The 14,320-nt window shown below is 66.5% G+C and carries 10 protein-coding genes and 1 pseudogene; 5 read left to right on the top strand and 6 right to left on the bottom strand.

Translation table 11 applies throughout. From position 1 onward, the window contains the following. Positions 1–22: 22 nt before the first annotated feature. The 4 genes from ileS (at position 23) to dut (ending at position 5,142) form a co-directional block, all read left to right on the top strand. Positions 23–2,860, top strand: coding sequence for an isoleucine--tRNA ligase (gene ileS, locus CFB52_RS13135; RefSeq protein ID WP_059576856.1), 2,838 nt, complete (start codon positions 23–25; stop codon positions 2,858–2,860). Positions 2,861–2,862: 2 nt separating this feature from the next. Further along, positions 2,863–3,363, top strand: a complete 501-nt coding sequence (lspA, locus tag CFB52_RS13140) for a signal peptidase II (RefSeq protein ID WP_099316742.1) — start codon at positions 2,863–2,865, stop codon at positions 3,361–3,363. Positions 3,364–3,430: 67 nt separating this feature from the next. After that, a complete protein-coding gene (gene coaBC, locus CFB52_RS13145) occupies positions 3,431–4,642 on the top strand; it encodes a bifunctional phosphopantothenoylcysteine decarboxylase/phosphopantothenate--cysteine ligase CoaBC (protein ID WP_059576862.1) in 1,212 nt (403 codons plus the stop codon). A 53-nt stretch (positions 4,643–4,695) separates the two neighbouring features. Next, positions 4,696–5,142, top strand: coding sequence for a dUTP diphosphatase (gene dut / locus CFB52_RS13150; RefSeq protein WP_099316743.1), 447 nt, complete (start codon positions 4,696–4,698; stop codon positions 5,140–5,142). Positions 5,143–5,173: 31 nt separating this feature from the next. Here dut and CFB52_RS13155 read toward each other — a convergent pair whose 3' ends face one another. The 3 genes from CFB52_RS13155 to clpS all read right to left on the bottom strand — a co-directional run bounded on the left by CFB52_RS13155 (position 5,174) and on the right by clpS (position 9,268). After that, entirely contained in the window at positions 5,174–6,553 is a 1,380-nt protein-coding gene (locus CFB52_RS13155; RefSeq protein ID WP_099316955.1) for an amino acid permease, read from the bottom strand. Between the two features lie 103 nt (positions 6,554–6,656). Beyond that, entirely contained in the window at positions 6,657–8,957 is a 2,301-nt protein-coding gene (clpA, locus tag CFB52_RS13160; RefSeq protein ID WP_059576869.1) for an ATP-dependent Clp protease ATP-binding subunit ClpA, read from the bottom strand. Next, the gene (gene clpS, locus CFB52_RS13165) at positions 8,954–9,268 is read right to left on the bottom strand and encodes an ATP-dependent Clp protease adapter ClpS (protein WP_006398529.1); all 315 of its coding nucleotides are present in this window, start codon (positions 9,266–9,268) and stop codon (positions 8,954–8,956) included. Before clpS ends, clpA begins: the two co-directional genes overlap by 4 nt. Positions 9,269–9,815: 547 nt before the next feature. Between clpS and CFB52_RS13175 the strand changes: the two genes are divergently transcribed. Further along, positions 9,816–10,019: a cold-shock protein gene (locus CFB52_RS13175; protein ID WP_004196460.1), complete on the top strand. Its 204-nt coding sequence runs from the start codon at positions 9,816–9,818 to the stop codon at positions 10,017–10,019. Positions 10,020–10,291: 272 nt separating this feature from the next. On the opposite strand, the gene CFB52_RS35040 is transcribed toward CFB52_RS13175, so the two are convergent. The 3 genes and pseudogenes from CFB52_RS35040 to CFB52_RS13185 form a co-directional block, all read right to left on the bottom strand. After that, positions 10,292–11,470 carry a YadA family autotransporter adhesin gene (locus CFB52_RS35040; RefSeq protein WP_257220473.1) on the bottom strand — a complete coding sequence of 393 codons (1,179 nt, stop codon included), beginning with the start codon at positions 11,468–11,470 and terminating at the stop codon, positions 10,292–10,294. A 6-nt stretch (positions 11,471–11,476) separates the two neighbouring features. After that, positions 11,477–12,286 (bottom strand): annotated as a pseudogene (locus CFB52_RS35295) (hypothetical protein); the annotation flags it as partial. A gap of 338 nt (positions 12,287–12,624) precedes the next feature. Then, positions 12,625–14,232 (bottom strand): multicopper oxidase family protein, encoded by a 1,608-nt coding sequence (locus CFB52_RS13185; RefSeq protein WP_099316745.1) that lies wholly within the window; start codon positions 14,230–14,232, stop codon positions 12,625–12,627. Between the last annotated feature and the right edge of the window lie 88 nt (positions 14,233–14,320).

Here is a 14,320-nt window from a genome sequence, read left to right on the forward strand (position 1 = left end):
CGATTTAGATAGCGATCCCATCATGAGCAACAAGAAAGCCGATTCGAAACCGCAGGCCAAGTATCCGGTCAACCTGCTCGACACGCCGTTCCCGATGCGCGGCGACCTGCCCAAGCGCGAGCCGCAGTGGGTCAAGGAGTGGGAAGAGCGCGGCATCTACGACAAGATCCGCGCGGCCAGCAAGGGCCGGCCGAAGTTCATCCTGCACGACGGCCCGCCGTATGCGAACGGCGACATCCACCTCGGCCACGCGGTCAACAAGATCCTGAAGGACATCGTCGTCAAGTCGCGCAACATGGCCGGCTTCGACGCGCCGTACGTGCCGGGCTGGGACTGCCACGGCATGCCGATCGAAATCCAGATCGAGAAGCAGTTCGGCAAGTCGCTGCCGGCGGCCGAAGTGATGAGCAAGGCGCGCGCGTACGCGACCGAGCAGATCGAGAAGCAGAAGGTCGGCTTCAAGCGCCTGGGCGTGCTCGGCGACTGGGCCAACCCGTACAAGACGATGAACTTCGTGAACGAGGCGGAAGAGATCCGCGCGCTCGGCAAGATCATCGAGAAGGGCTACGTGTATCGCGGGCTGAAGCCGGTGAACTGGTGCTTCGACTGCGGCTCGGCGCTCGCGGAAGCGGAGGTCGAGTACAAGGACCGCACCGACCCGACGATCGACGTGATGTTCGCGTTCGCGGAGCCGGAAAAGACCGCGCACGCGTTCGGCCTGCCGGCGCTGCCGCGCGCCGAAGGCGGCATCGTGATCTGGACCACCACGCCGTGGACGATCCCCGCCAACCAGGCGCTGAACCTCCACCCGGAAATCGTCTACGCGCTCGTCGACACCGAGCGCGGGCTGCTGATCATCGCGCAGGAGCGCGTCGAAGCCTGCATGGCCGACTTCAAGCTGACCGGCCGCGTCGTCGCGACCGCGCCCGGCGTGAAGCTCGCGAACCTGCGCTTCCACCACCCGCTCGCGTCGGCCCACCCCGGCTACCAGCGCACCGCGCCCGTCTACCTCGGCGACTACGTGACGACCGATACGGGTACGGGCGTCGTGCACTCGTCGCCCGCGTACGGCATCGAGGACTTCCAGTCGTGCAAGGCGCACGGGATGACCGATTCCGACATCATCAACCCGGTGATGGGCGACGGCCGCTACATCGAGTCGCTGCCGCTGTTCGGCGGCCTGTCGATCTGGGACGCGAACCCGAAGATCGTCGACGCGCTGAACGCGGCCGGCTCGCTGCTGCGCAGCGAGAAGTACACGCACAGCTACATGCACTGCTGGCGCCACAAGACGCCGATCATCTACCGCGCGACGTCGCAATGGTTCGCCGGCATGGACGTGGCGCCGCGCGACGGCGGCAAGACGCTGCGCGAGACGGCGCTCGAAGGCGTCGACGCGACCGCGTTCTACCCGTCGTGGGGCAAGCAGCGCCTGTTCAGCATGATCGCGAACCGTCCCGACTGGACGCTGTCGCGCCAGCGCCAGTGGGGCGTGCCGATGGCGTTCTTCGTGCACAAGGAAACCGGCGAGCTGCACCCGCGCACGCTCGAGCTGCTCGAGGAAGTCGCGAAGCGCGTCGAGCAGTCGGGCATCGAAGCATGGCAATCGCTCGACCCGCGCGAGCTGATCGGCGACGACGCGAACCTGTACGAAAAGAACCGCGACACGCTCGACGTGTGGTTCGACTCGGGCACGACGCACTGGCACGTGCTGCGCGGCTCGCACAAGGATCAGCTGCAGTTCCCGGCCGACCTGTACCTCGAAGGCTCCGACCAGCACCGCGGCTGGTTCCACTCGTCGCTGCTCACGGCATCGATGCTCGACGGCCGCGCGCCGTACAAGGGCCTGCTCACGCACGGCTTCACGGTCGACGGCGAAGGCCGCAAGATGAGCAAGTCGCTCGGCAACGGCATCGACCCGCATGAAGTCGCGAACCGCCTCGGCGCGGAAATCATCCGTCTGTGGATCGCGTCGACCGACTATTCGGGCGAACTCGCGATTTCCGAGGAAATCCTGAAGCGCGTGACCGAAGGCTATCGCCGCATCCGCAACACGCTGCGCTTCCTGCTCGCGAACCTGTCGGATTTCGACTTCGCGCAGCACGCGGTGCCGGTCGACGAATGGCTCGAGATCGACCGCTACGCGGTCGCGTTCTCGCAGCAACTGCAGACGGAACTGCTCGGCCACTACGAGAAGTACGAGTTCCACCCGGTCGTCGCGAAGCTGCAGACGTACTGCTCGGAGGATCTCGGCGGCTTCTACCTCGACGTGCTGAAGGATCGCCTGTACACGAGCGCCGCCGATTCGCGCGCGCGCCGTTCCGCGCAAACGGCGCTGTACCACCTGACGCAAGGCCTGCTGCGCGTGCTCGCGCCGTTCCTGTCGTTCACGGCGGAAGAAGCGTGGAAGGTGTTCCAGCCGGCGAGCGACACGATCTTCACGGAGACCTACTATGCGTATCCGGAAGTTGCCGGCGCGGCCGCGCTGATCGAGAAGTGGGCGCTGCTGCGCGACGTGCGCGGCAACGTGACGAAGGCGCTCGAGGAAGCGCGCACCGCGAACCGCATCGGTTCGTCGCTGCAGGCCGAAGTGGCCGTGCATGCGAGCGGCGCGCGCTACGACGCGCTGACGAGCCTCGGCGACGATCTGAAGTTCGTGCTGATCACGTCGGCCGCGACGGTCGTCAAGGTCGACGACGACGCGCAGGAAAGCGTCGACGTGGCCGCGTCGAAGTACCAGAAGTGCGAACGCTGCTGGCACTACCGCGAAGATGTCGGCGCGCACGCCGATCATCCGACGCTGTGCGGCCGCTGCTTCTCGAACCTGTTTGAAAACGGCGAAATCCGGAGCGCTGCATAAATATGGCGAAGACCCTGTCGAAACCGGCCAGCGGCGCGCTCGCGCCCTGGCTCGGCATTTCGCTGATCGTGATCCTGTTCGACCAGTTGTCGAAGATCGCGATCCTGAAAACGTTCGCGTACGGCGCGCAGCATGCGCTGACGTCGTTCTTCAATCTCGTGCTGGTGTACAACCGCGGCGCCGCGTTCGGCTTCCTGTCGGCCGCGAGCGGCTGGCAGCGCTGGGCGTTCACCGCGCTCGGCATCGGTGCGACGCTCGTGATCTGCTTCCTGCTGCGCCGTCACGGCCAGCAACGCCTGTTCAGCCTGTCGCTCGCGCTGATCCTCGGCGGCGCGCTCGGCAACGTGATCGACCGGCTCGTCTACGGTCACGTGATCGACTTCCTCGATTTCCATCTCGGCGCGTGGCACTTCCCGGCGTTCAACCTCGCCGATTCCGCGATCACGGTGGGCGCGGTGCTGCTGGTCTACGACGAGCTGCGGCGCGTGCGCGGCTCGCGCTGAGCGCGCATACTCCGTGTCGACGGCCGGCTTCGCGCCGGCCGTTCCGTTTGACCCCAGGAGGCCTGAGTTGGCACACGCAGAACTCGCAGGAAAACACCTCGTTCTCGGCCTGACGGGCGGCATCGCCTGCTACAAGATCGCCGAACTCACGCGGCTGCTCGTGAAGGCCGGCGCGACCGTGCAGGTCGCGATGACCGACGCCGCCACCCAGTTCATCACGCCCGTCACGATGCAGGCGCTGTCGGGGCGGCCCGTCTATACGAGCCAGTGGGACGCGCGCATCGACAACAACATGGCGCACATCGACCTGTCGCGCGAAGCCGACGCGATCGTGATCGCGCCCGCGTCGACGGATTTCCTCGCGAAGCTCGCGCACGGGTTCGCCGACGACCTGCTGTCGACGCTGTGCGTCGCACGCGACTGCCCGCTGCTCGTCGTGCCCGCGATGAACCGCCAGATGTGGCAGAACCCGGCCACGCAACGCAACGCCGCGCAACTGCGCGCGGACGGCGTATCGGTGCTCGGCCCGGACTCGGGCGCGCAGGCATGCGGCGAAGTCGGCGACGGCCGCATGCTCGAGCCCGAGGCGATCTATGAAGCGATCGTCGCGCACTTCGCGCCGAAGGTGCTCGCGCACCGGCGCGTGCTGATCACGGCCGGCCCGACGTTCGAGCCGCTCGACCCGGTCCGCGGCCTGACGAACCGCTCCAGCGGCAAGATGGGCTTCGCGCTCGCGCGCGCCGCGCAGCAGGCGGGCGCCGACGTGCATCTCGTCGCCGGGCCGGTCGCGCTCGACACGCCGTGGGGCGTGACCCGCCAGGACGTGCAGACCGCGCAGCAAATGTACGACGCGGTGATGCAGGCGGTGGCCGATGCCGACATCTTCATCGCGGTGGCGGCGGTCGCCGACTGGCGCGTCGACCAGCCGGCCGAGCACAAGATGAAGAAGACGGCCGACCGCAAGATGCCGGCGCTCGCGTTCGTCGAGAACCCCGACATCCTCGCGTCGGTCGCGGCGCTGCCCGATGCGCCGTTCTGCGTCGGCTTCGCGGCCGAAAGCGGCGACCTCGACGTGCACGGCGACGAGAAGCGCAAGCGCAAGAACGTGCCGCTGCTCGTCGGCAACCTCGGCCCGCTGACGTTCGGGCGCGACGACAACGAAGTCGTGCTGTTCGAGGCCGCCGGCCTCACGCGCCTGCCGCGCGCGCCCAAGGACGAACTCGCGCATGCGCTCGTCGCGGAAATCGCGAAGCGCTTGCCCGACAACCGCCTGATCTGATCCCGCGCGGCGGCACTGGCCGCCGCGCCCTTCCCGACCGATTCGACGACCGCATGAAACTCGACCTGAAGATTCTCGACGCGCGCATGCGCGACTACCTGCCCGCCTACGCGACCGCCGGCAGCGCCGGCCTCGACCTGCGCGCGTGCCTCGACGCCCCGGTCACGCTGAAGCCGGGCGAAACCACGCTCGTGCCGACGGGCCTCGCGATCCACCTCGCCGATCCCGGCTATGCGGCGCTGATCCTGCCGCGCTCGGGCCTCGGCCACAAGCACGGGATCGTGCTCGGCAATCTCGTCGGCCTGATCGACTCCGACTATCAGGGTCAGTTGATGGTCTCGACGTGGAACCGCGGCCAGACCGAATTCGTGCTGAACCCGTTCGAACGGCTCGCGCAGCTCGTGATCGTGCCGGTCGTGCAGGCGCAGTTCAACATCGTCCACGAATTCGCCGAGAGCGATCGCGGCGAAGGCGGCTTCGGCAGCACCGGCCGCCACTGAGCCACGCAGCACGAAAAACGGGGCCGCGCGGTCAGCGCGCGTGTTGATGCCGGTAATGCAGCGCGTAAGCGAGCGTCAGCAGCACGACGAATACGATGCCGACCACCATCGTCATCCGGAATTCGCGCGTGAAAGCGGTCGTCAGCAGGATCGCCGCGACGAGCGCCGCGCCGAGCAGGCTGCCGAACGGGTGCCCCCACATCCGGAACGCGAGCGTAGGGCCCCGATACTTCGAACGGAAGCGCAGGTGCGTGACGAAGATCATCAGCCACGTAAACAGCGCGCCGAACATCGCGATCGCCATCATCACCGTGAACGCGGTGTCGGGCGCCAGCGCAACCAGCACGGCGGCCACCGCGACGCCGCTCGTCGAAATCCATAGCGCGGCGCGCGGCACGCCGTTCGCGCCCAGCCGGCCGAATACCGCCGGCGCGAGGCGCGCGCGCGACAGACTGAACATCATCCGCGTCGTCACGTAGAGCTGGCTGTTCATCGCCGACAGCGCCGCGATCAGCAGCACGAAGTTGATCACGCCCGCCGCATACGGCACGTGCGTCGCGGCCATCACCTTCACGAACGGGCTTTCGTCGGTGCCGGCCTGCGTCCACGGCACGATCGCCAGCATCAGCGACAGCGTCAGCAGGTAGAACAGCACGAGCCGGAACACGGTCGAGCGGAAGGCGCGCGCGACCGCGTGCTGCGGATCGCGCGCCTCGCCGGCCGCGATCGCGACGGCTTCGATGCTCATGTAGCTGAAAATCGCGACGATCACCGCGACCCAGGTACCCCAAGGCCCCTTCGGCATGAAGCCGCCGTGCGCGGTGTAGTTCGCGAAACCAATGCCCGATGCGGCCGGCGCCGACCACACGAGAAACGCGCCGAGCACGATGAACACGACGATCGCCGCGATCTTCAGCAACGAGAACGCGTATTCGACCGTCCCGTACAGCGTGACGCTGGCGAGGTTCACCGCGATCAGCAGCGCGGAGAAGCCGATCACCCAGTACCAGCCGGGCACGGCCGGGAACCAGTACTTCATGAACACGGCGATCGCGCTGATCTCGGTGCCGATCGCGAACACGACCGCGAACCAGTACGCATAGCGCACCAGGAAGCCCGCGAGCGGGCCGACGTAATGCTCGGCATACGCGCCGAACGAGCCGGCCGTCGGATGCGCGGCGGTCATTTCCGCGAGCGCGCCCATCAGCAGCAGCGCGATCAGCGCGCCGATCGCATAGGAAACCAGCACGCTCGGGCCGGCGAGCCCGATCGCGAACCCACTGCCGAGGAACAGCCCCGTGCCGATCGCGCCGCCGATCGCGATCATCGCCATCTGCCCCGACGTCAGCGCGTGGCGCAACCCTTGTTCGCGCGCGACGATATCGTCGAACGACCGTTGTTGTTGTGTCACTGCGTTACCACTCCCCTGCACCACCATCGCGCCGCCGGCGCCGGATAAAACGAAACGGCGCGGAGAACTTCCCGCGCCGTTCGCATGAACAACGAATGATCGCTTACTCGACTTCGACCGTCTCTTCGTTCGGCTTGTGCGGCGGATTCGCCAGCTTGTCGAACGACAACTGCACCTTGTCGCTTTCGTCGACGTCGACGGTCACATGACCGCCGTTGACGAGCTTGCCGAACAGCAGTTCGTCGGCCAGCGCGCGCCGGATCGTGTCCTGGATCAGCCGCTGCATCGGCCGCGCGCCCATCAGCGGGTCGAAGCCGTGCTTCGCGAGATGCTTGCGCAACGCGTCGGTGAAGAGCGCGTCAACCTTCTTCTCGTGCAGCTGTTCCTCGAGCTGAATCAGGAACTTGTCGACCACACGCATGATGATTTCCTCATCGAGCGAGCGGAAGCTGATGATCGCATCCAGGCGGTTGCGGAACTCCGGCGTGAACAGGCGCTTGATGTCGGTCATCTCGTCGCCCGTTTCGCGGCGCGTCGTGAAACCGATCGTCGCCTTCTGCATCGACTCGGCGCCCGCGTTCGTCGTCATGATGATGATGACGTTGCGGAAATCCGCCTTGCGGCCGTTGTTGTCCGTCAGCGTGCCGTGGTCCATCACCTGCAGCAGCACGTTGAAGATGTCCGGATGCGCCTTCTCGATTTCGTCGAGCAGCAGCACGCAATGCGGCTTCTTCGTGACGGCTTCGGTCAGCAGGCCGCCCTGGTCGAACCCGACGTAGCCCGGCGGCGCGCCGATCAGCCGGCTCACCGCGTGACGCTCCATGTATTCCGACATGTCGAAGCGGATCAGCTCGATGCCGAGCGTGAACGCGAGCTGGCGCGCCACTTCGGTCTTGCCGACACCCGTCGGGCCGGAGAACAGGAACGCGCCGATCGGCTTGTCCATCTTGCCGAGGCCCGCGCGCGCCATCTTGATCGAGGCCGCGAGCGCATCGATCGCCGGATCCTGGCCGAACACGACGCTCTTCAAGTCGCGATCGAGCGTCTGCAGCTTGCTGCGATCGTCCTGCGACACGCTCTGCGCCGGCACGCGCGCGATCTTCGAGATGATTTCCTCGATCTCGCCCTTGCCGATCGTCTTCTTCTGCTTCGACTTCGGCAGGATCCGCTGCGCGGCGCCCGCCTCGTCGATCACGTCGATCGCCTTGTCCGGCAGGTGACGGTCGGTGATGAAGCGTGCCGACAGCTCGGCCGCGGCCGACAGCGCACCCGACGAGTACTTGACGCCGTGATGCTCCTCGAAGCGCGACTTCAGCCCGCGCAGGATCGCGACCGTCTGCTCGACGCTCGGCTCCGTCACGTCGACCTTCTGGAAGCGCCGCGACAGCGCCGCATCCTTCTCAAAGATGCCGCGGTACTCGGTGAACGTCGTCGCGCCGATGCACTTGAGCGTGCCCGAAGACAACGCCGGCTTCAGCAGGTTCGATGCATCGAGCGTGCCGCCCGACGCGGCGCCCGCGCCGATCAGCGTATGGATTTCGTCGATGAAGAGGATCGCGTGCGGCCGCTCCTTCAACTCCTTCAGCACCGTCTTCAGACGCTGCTCGAAATCGCCGCGATACTTGGTGCCCGCGAGCAGCGCGCCCATGTCGAGCGAATACACCTGCGCGTTCGCGAGGATGTCCGGCACTTCGCCGCGGGTGATCCGATACGCGAGCCCTTCGGCGATCGCGGTCTTGCCGACGCCGGCTTCGCCGACGAGCAGCGGGTTGTTCTTGCGGCGACGGCACAGCACCTGCACGACGCGCTCGACCTCCGGCTCGCGGCCGATCAGCGGATCGATGCGGCCGTCCTTCGCCATCTGGTTCAGGTTCTGCGTGAACTGCGCGAGCGGCGTTTCCTTCTGCGCGTTCGCGTCCTCGCTTTCCGCGTTCGCGTCGGTCGACTTCGCGGCTTCGCCGCTGTTCGTCTTCGCGATACCGTGCGAAATGAAGTTCACCACGTCGAGACGCGTGACGCCCTGCTGCTGCAGGTAGTAGACGGCGTGCGAATCCTTCTCGCCGAAGATCGCGACCAGCACGTTCGCGCCGGTGACTTCCTTCTTGCCGTTCGACGTCGACTGGACGTGCATGATCGCGCGCTGGATCACGCGCTGGAACCCGAGCGTCGGCTGGGTATCGACATCGTCGGTGCCCGGGACGGTAGGTGTGTTGTCGTGGATGAAATTGCGCAGGTTCTGACGCAAGTCCTCGATGTTGGCCGCACACGCGCGCAACACCTCGGCTGCCGTCGGATTATCCAGCAGGGCCAGCAGCAGGTGCTCGACCGTAATGAACTCATGGCGCGCCTGGCGTGCTTCCATGAACGCCATGTGCAGGCTGACTTCCAATTCCTGGGCAATCATGCTTCCTCCATCACGCACTGCAGCGGATGCCCTGCCTGCCGCGCATGGGTAACGACTTGCTCAACCTTGGTCGACGCGATGTCCCGCGTATAGACCCCACAAACCCCTCGCCCTTCGCGATGGACCTTCAGCATGATCTGCGTGGCCGTCTCGCGATCCTTCTTGAAATACTCCTGGACCACCATCACGACGAATTCCATCGGCGTGAAGTCGTCGTTCAGCAGCACCACCTTGTACATCGAAGGCGGCTTCAGCTTCTGCTGCTTGCGTTCCAGGACGGTACTGTCCTGCTTGTCCGGGATAATCGCCATACACCCATTCTAAACAACTCGGACAGGCCCGCAATCCTGCCATTACCCGACCGACCGGCCGGCGCCCTCCCCGGTATCCCGGAACACGCGATCGCCCTCGCGCCATACGAAAGCCGGCTGCGGTGCCGGCTTTCACGCATGGCGCGGAACACGAACCGTCAGTGGGAGTCGCACCGGAACGTCGTGTCCGCATCCAGTATCCCACAAGCCGGGACGACTCGAACGCGTGTCACTCGAGCCTGGTATATGAGCCGATTATGCGGCTTTTCAAGCCCCCGCGCTTGGCCACATGCTGCAAAGCAAAGCCGGAAAAACCCTGAAAATGGGTTCTTTACAACGACCCTCCAACCGTCTAAAAATTCCACTTGACACTCTAATAAAGAGCGCCAACAATCAAGCTGGCACTTTTTTCAATTCGTCTGACGGCGAAATGAAAGAGGCCGAAGGTGAGCTTGTGAGGGGGGAACGGCTGTATTTTCCGGTCGTTTAGCTTTTCGAGCGTGCTCGTGGTAAGTAGCAGCGACTGTGTGACAGGGGAAGTAGGAAAATGGCAACTGGTATCGTTAAGTGGTTCAACGACGCGAAGGGCTTCGGTTTCATCACTCCCGACGAGGGCGGTGAAGATCTGTTTGCGCACTTCTCGGCCATCAACATGCAGGGTTTCAAGACCCTCAAGGAAGGCCAGAAGGTAAGCTTCGAGGTCGTCCAAGGCCCGAAGGGCAAGCAGGCTTCGAACATCCAGGCTGCCTGAAGGCAACGGATTTCGGATGAAGAAACCCGGCATATGCCGGGTTTCTTTTTTTGTGGCGCATCTTTCAAAGCGCCAATGCATCGGCGATTTGATTGTCGTTTTCATACAATCGCGGCGCGCAATATACGATTGTCGCGCCAAAGATGCGAATGCGCGGCGCATGAAAAACGGGCGCGCCGCCGAAGCGCCGCGCCCGCCCGATACCCGCACTTGCTGGCGACACGTGCGGCGTACCGGATCCGACACCCCGGCAACGCCGCCAGCGCCATTCGTTACCAGCTGTACGACGCGCCCGCGCCCCACGTCGTCGCCGCGGAGCTGAAGCCGGCGCCGATCTTCATCTTCAGGTTCTCGCGGAGCCGGACCGACGCGCCGAACGCGCCGGCCTGATAGCCGAGATAGCTGCCAAAGCCCATGCCGACGGCAATCGTCTTGCCGGGATCGACATCCGGAATCATCGTCAGCGCGGTGGCCGCCGCGACGCCGCTGTAGGCACGTCGCGCGACCGCGTTGAGTTGACGGAGGTTCACGGCATCCGAAGGCAGCACGGCGTCCGCGAGGTTGGCGATCTTCCTCTCGTTCGTCGGCGTGCCCACCGACACGGTATTGTCACGATCCGCCACCGAGCCGCTCCCCAGCGCCACGGAGTTCGCGCCGGTCGCGACCGCGTCCGTACCGATTGCCGTGCTGTGCGCGCCGGCCGCCGATGCCCCAGAGCCGAGCGTCACGCTGCCGTTGCCGGCCGCGACCGCGCCCGTGCCAACCGCGACGCTGCGCGCGCCGAGCGCCTGGGCGCGCACGCCGTTCGCCATGCTCGCGTCGCCCGTTGCGGCCGCTGCCGCGCCCAACGCCATGCTGTTGTCCGCGCCCGCCAGCGCGCCGACACCCACCGCGGTGCTGTTCGCACCCGATGCGTACGCACCGGCTCCGGCCGCGAGACTCGCATTGCCGGCCGCCGCGGCCTGCGCGCCAAGCGCCGTACCGTTCACGCCCGACGCCGTCGCGCCGGTGCCGGCCGCCATGCTCTGCTCGGCGCTCGCATTCGCGCCCTTGCCGAGCGCGACGCTCGCGTCGCCCGTCGCCGACGCCGAATTGCCGAGCGCCGTGCCGTCCACACCCGCGGCCAACGCGTTCACGCCGACCGCCGAGCCGTTCGCGCCCGATGCCGTCGCGCCGGTGCCGGCCGCCATGCTCTGGTCGGCGCTTGCGTTCGCGCCCTTGCCCAGCGCGATGCTCGCGTCGCCCGTCGCCGACGCCGAATTGCCGAGCGCCGTGCTGTCCACGCCCGCCGCCGACGCGTGCACACCGACCGCCGAGCTGTTCACGCCCGACGCCGCCGCGCCGGTACCGGCCGCCATGCTCTGCTCTCCGCTTGCGTTCGCGCCCTTGCCGAGCGCGATGCTCGCGTCGCCCGTCGCCGACGCCGAATTGCCGAGCGCCGTGCTGTCCACTCCCGTCGCCGAAGCATTTACGCCGACCGCCGAGCTGTTCGCGCCCGACGCCGCCGCGCCGGTACCGGCCGCCATGCTCTGGTCGGCGCTTGCGTTCGCGCCCTTGCCCAGCGCGATGCTCGCGTCGCCCGTCGCCGACGCCGAATTGCCGAGCGCCGTGCTGTCCACACCCGTCGCCGACGCGTGCACACCCACCGCCGAGCTGTTCACGCCCGATGCCGTCGCGCCGGTGCCGGCCGCCATGCTCTGGTCGGCGCTTGCGTTCGCGCCCTTGCCGAGTGCGATGCTCTCATCGCCCGTGGCCGATGCCGAATTGCCGAGCGCAGTGCTATCCACACCCGTCGCCGACGCATTCACGCCGACCGCGGAGCTGTTCGCGCCCGATGCCGTCGCGCCGGTGCCTGCCGCCATGCTCTGGTCGGCGCTCGCGTTCGCGCCCTTGCCCAGCGCGACGCTCGCGTCGCCCGTCGCCGACGCCGAATTGCCGAGCGCCGTGCTGTCCGTGGCGGACGCGTTCGAGTTTTTCCCGAGCGCGACGCTGTTTTGCCCCGTGCCGGGTGACGGCAACGAAGAATTGGCAAGCCTGTCGTTGATGTTGTTGATCGATCCGGCCAGCGAATCGGCCGTCGCGCCCAACCGGCCGACTGCGTTGCTCAATTGATCGATCTGCTCCTGCAACGACAGTTGAGCGCGCGCATCCGTGGCCAACAGACTCGACATGCCAATCACACTTGCCGCGATGGTACGCAAGGTCAGAACGCGCACGGCACGCTTTTCGTTCATCAGACCGCCCATCGGGTTTCTTATTAATTTCATAAGAGTCCTAAATACTTGATTTCGTCACTCATGGCGCGACATCGTTTGAATTCAAGAGAAACGGATATCGTCTTGCGCCCGCGTCAATACCGCGCAACGTCATGGCGACACCGGCGATGCCCGCCCGCATGGGCCGGCACCGTAGCGCGTCATGGAAATTGCACTCGACCGAGTATAGGGACCGTCAACTCAAAAGAATATGAGCCAAGTACGAAATTAAGCGCTGTCCGATTGCGTGGATATCGAACATCGGATGCGTCTGAACAGGAATGGCCGCTGTGCGATCGCGGGACGATCGATCCGCCGTCAAACCAGCCCGACGGCGGATCGATCCGGCATCACATCACCTTCAGCGTTCCCATCATCCCGAGATCCTCGTGTTCGAGGATGTGGCAGTGAAACATGCGCTCGCCGGACATCTCCTGCGTGGTGAGGATCGTCACGGTTTCGCCGCTGCGCACGTTCACGGTATCACGCCATGCGCGGAACGGCTCGGGGATGCGCGAGCCGTTCGACGCGCGCTCGATCACCTGAAACTGCGTGCCGTGCAAATGGAACGGGTGATCCATGTCGGTGGCGTTGTGGATCTCCCAGCGCTCGACGTCGCCACGGCGGCTCGTCAGCGTCGCGCGATGCGGCGCGTACGTATCGCCGTTGATCGTGAAGCGCATGCCCGCCGGGCGGCCGTGCGCCGCCCCCTTCATCATCGCGTCCATGTCCATTTCCTCGCCGAACGCGACCGTCTTGTGCGCGACCGGTTCGCCCAGCGGCGGCACCGTGCGCAGCGTGGCAGGCAGCGCGCGGGCCTCGGCGGGCGCGAACGCGACATCGGCCAGCGCCAGCGCCGGATCGGGCGGCAGGCTGCCGTGACCGTCGTCGTGCGACATCGCCATCTTGCGGCGGTCGTACTCGGCCGCCTGCAGCACCGCGCGGGACACACGATCGCCGGCACGCACCAACAGTTCCGCGCGCTCGCCCGGCGCAATCAGCAGCGACGTCACGCGCCGCGGCGCGTCGAACAGCCCGCCGTCCGTGCCCACCTGCTCGAACGCGCGACCGTCGTCGAACGCGATGCGCAGGTAGCGTGCGCTGCACGCGTTCCAGACACGCCAGCGTTCGTCGCCCGCGACGTCGATGCGCGGCCGGCGCGCACCGTTGACCAGCACGAACTGGCCTTCGCGGCCGTTCATCCAGTCCATCATGTCGTTCGGCGCGATCGTGCCGTCGCGCGCAAGCTTCAGATCCGACACGAACAGGTGGCGCTCGGGCCAGCCGGCAAGCGGATCCTCCGCGGCGCGCACGACGAACGGGCCGGCCAGCCCGCGAAACACCTGCTCGGCGGTCATCATGTGCGGATGCGGGTGGTACCAGTACGTACCGGCGCTACCCTTCGGCAGCGTGAAGCGATACACGCGCGACGCGCCGGGCGCGACCGGATCGGAAGGGTTGCCGTCCTGGTCGGGCGGCACGGGCAGGCCGTGCCAGTGGATCGTCGACGGCTGCGGCAGCTTGTTCACGAACCGGATCTCGACCGTATCGCCCTCGCGCACGTCGATCAGCGGGCCGACGACGGGGCCTTGCGTGCCCGGGCCGAACTGCCAGAACGGGGTCGGCCGCGCACCGCGCAGCAGCGCTCGCGCCACCGGTTGAGCGACCAGCGTGGCCCGGAATGTGCCGGGCTCTTGGCTTTCGTTGGCCAGCGTGCGCAACGTCGCGAGCGGCGCGCCCGCCGGCAGCGCGTCGGCGGCCGCCAGGGCAGCCGGAGCGGGCTTGCCGTGCTGCGCGTGCGCCGACATCCCTGACATACCCGACATGCCCGGCATGTCGTCCATCGAATCCATGCCGGCCATGCCCGCGTGACCGGCATGCTGCGCCGATGCGGCGCGCGCGAACAGCGACGCGGCCGCGACACCGATGGTGCGCGACAGGAAGGTTCTCCGTCTCATCAATCGATCCTCGTTATCCGTGCAGCGCCGCGCGAGAGCCGCGGCGATCGCGTCATCATAACCGCAGGGCCGGATCGAAAAACGCCGC

This window comes from Burkholderia sp. AU18528 (genome assembly GCF_002223215.2).
Classification (GTDB): Bacteria; Pseudomonadota; Gammaproteobacteria; order Burkholderiales; family Burkholderiaceae; genus Burkholderia; species Burkholderia semiarida.

Bases quoted from the DNA above. Each gene is read 5' to 3' on its own strand.
- clpS (WP_006398529.1), bottom strand. From the start codon at position 9,268: ATGGCGATTATCCCGGACAAGCAGGACAGTACCGTCCTGGAACGCAAG.
- CFB52_RS13175 (WP_004196460.1), top strand. From the start codon at position 9,816: ATGGCAACTGGTATCGTTAAGTGGTTCAACGACGCGAAGGGCTTCGGT.
- dut (WP_099316743.1), top strand. From the start codon at position 4,696: ATGAAACTCGACCTGAAGATTCTCGACGCGCGCATGCGCGACTACCTG.
- CFB52_RS13185 (WP_099316745.1), bottom strand. From the start codon at position 14,232: ATGAGACGGAGAACCTTCCTGTCGCGCACCATCGGTGTCGCGGCCGCG.
- lspA (WP_099316742.1), top strand. From the start codon at position 2,863: ATGGCGAAGACCCTGTCGAAACCGGCCAGCGGCGCGCTCGCGCCCTGG.
- ileS (WP_059576856.1), top strand. From the start codon at position 23: ATGAGCAACAAGAAAGCCGATTCGAAACCGCAGGCCAAGTATCCGGTC.
- clpA (WP_059576869.1), bottom strand. From the start codon at position 8,957: ATGATTGCCCAGGAATTGGAAGTCAGCCTGCACATGGCGTTCATGGAA.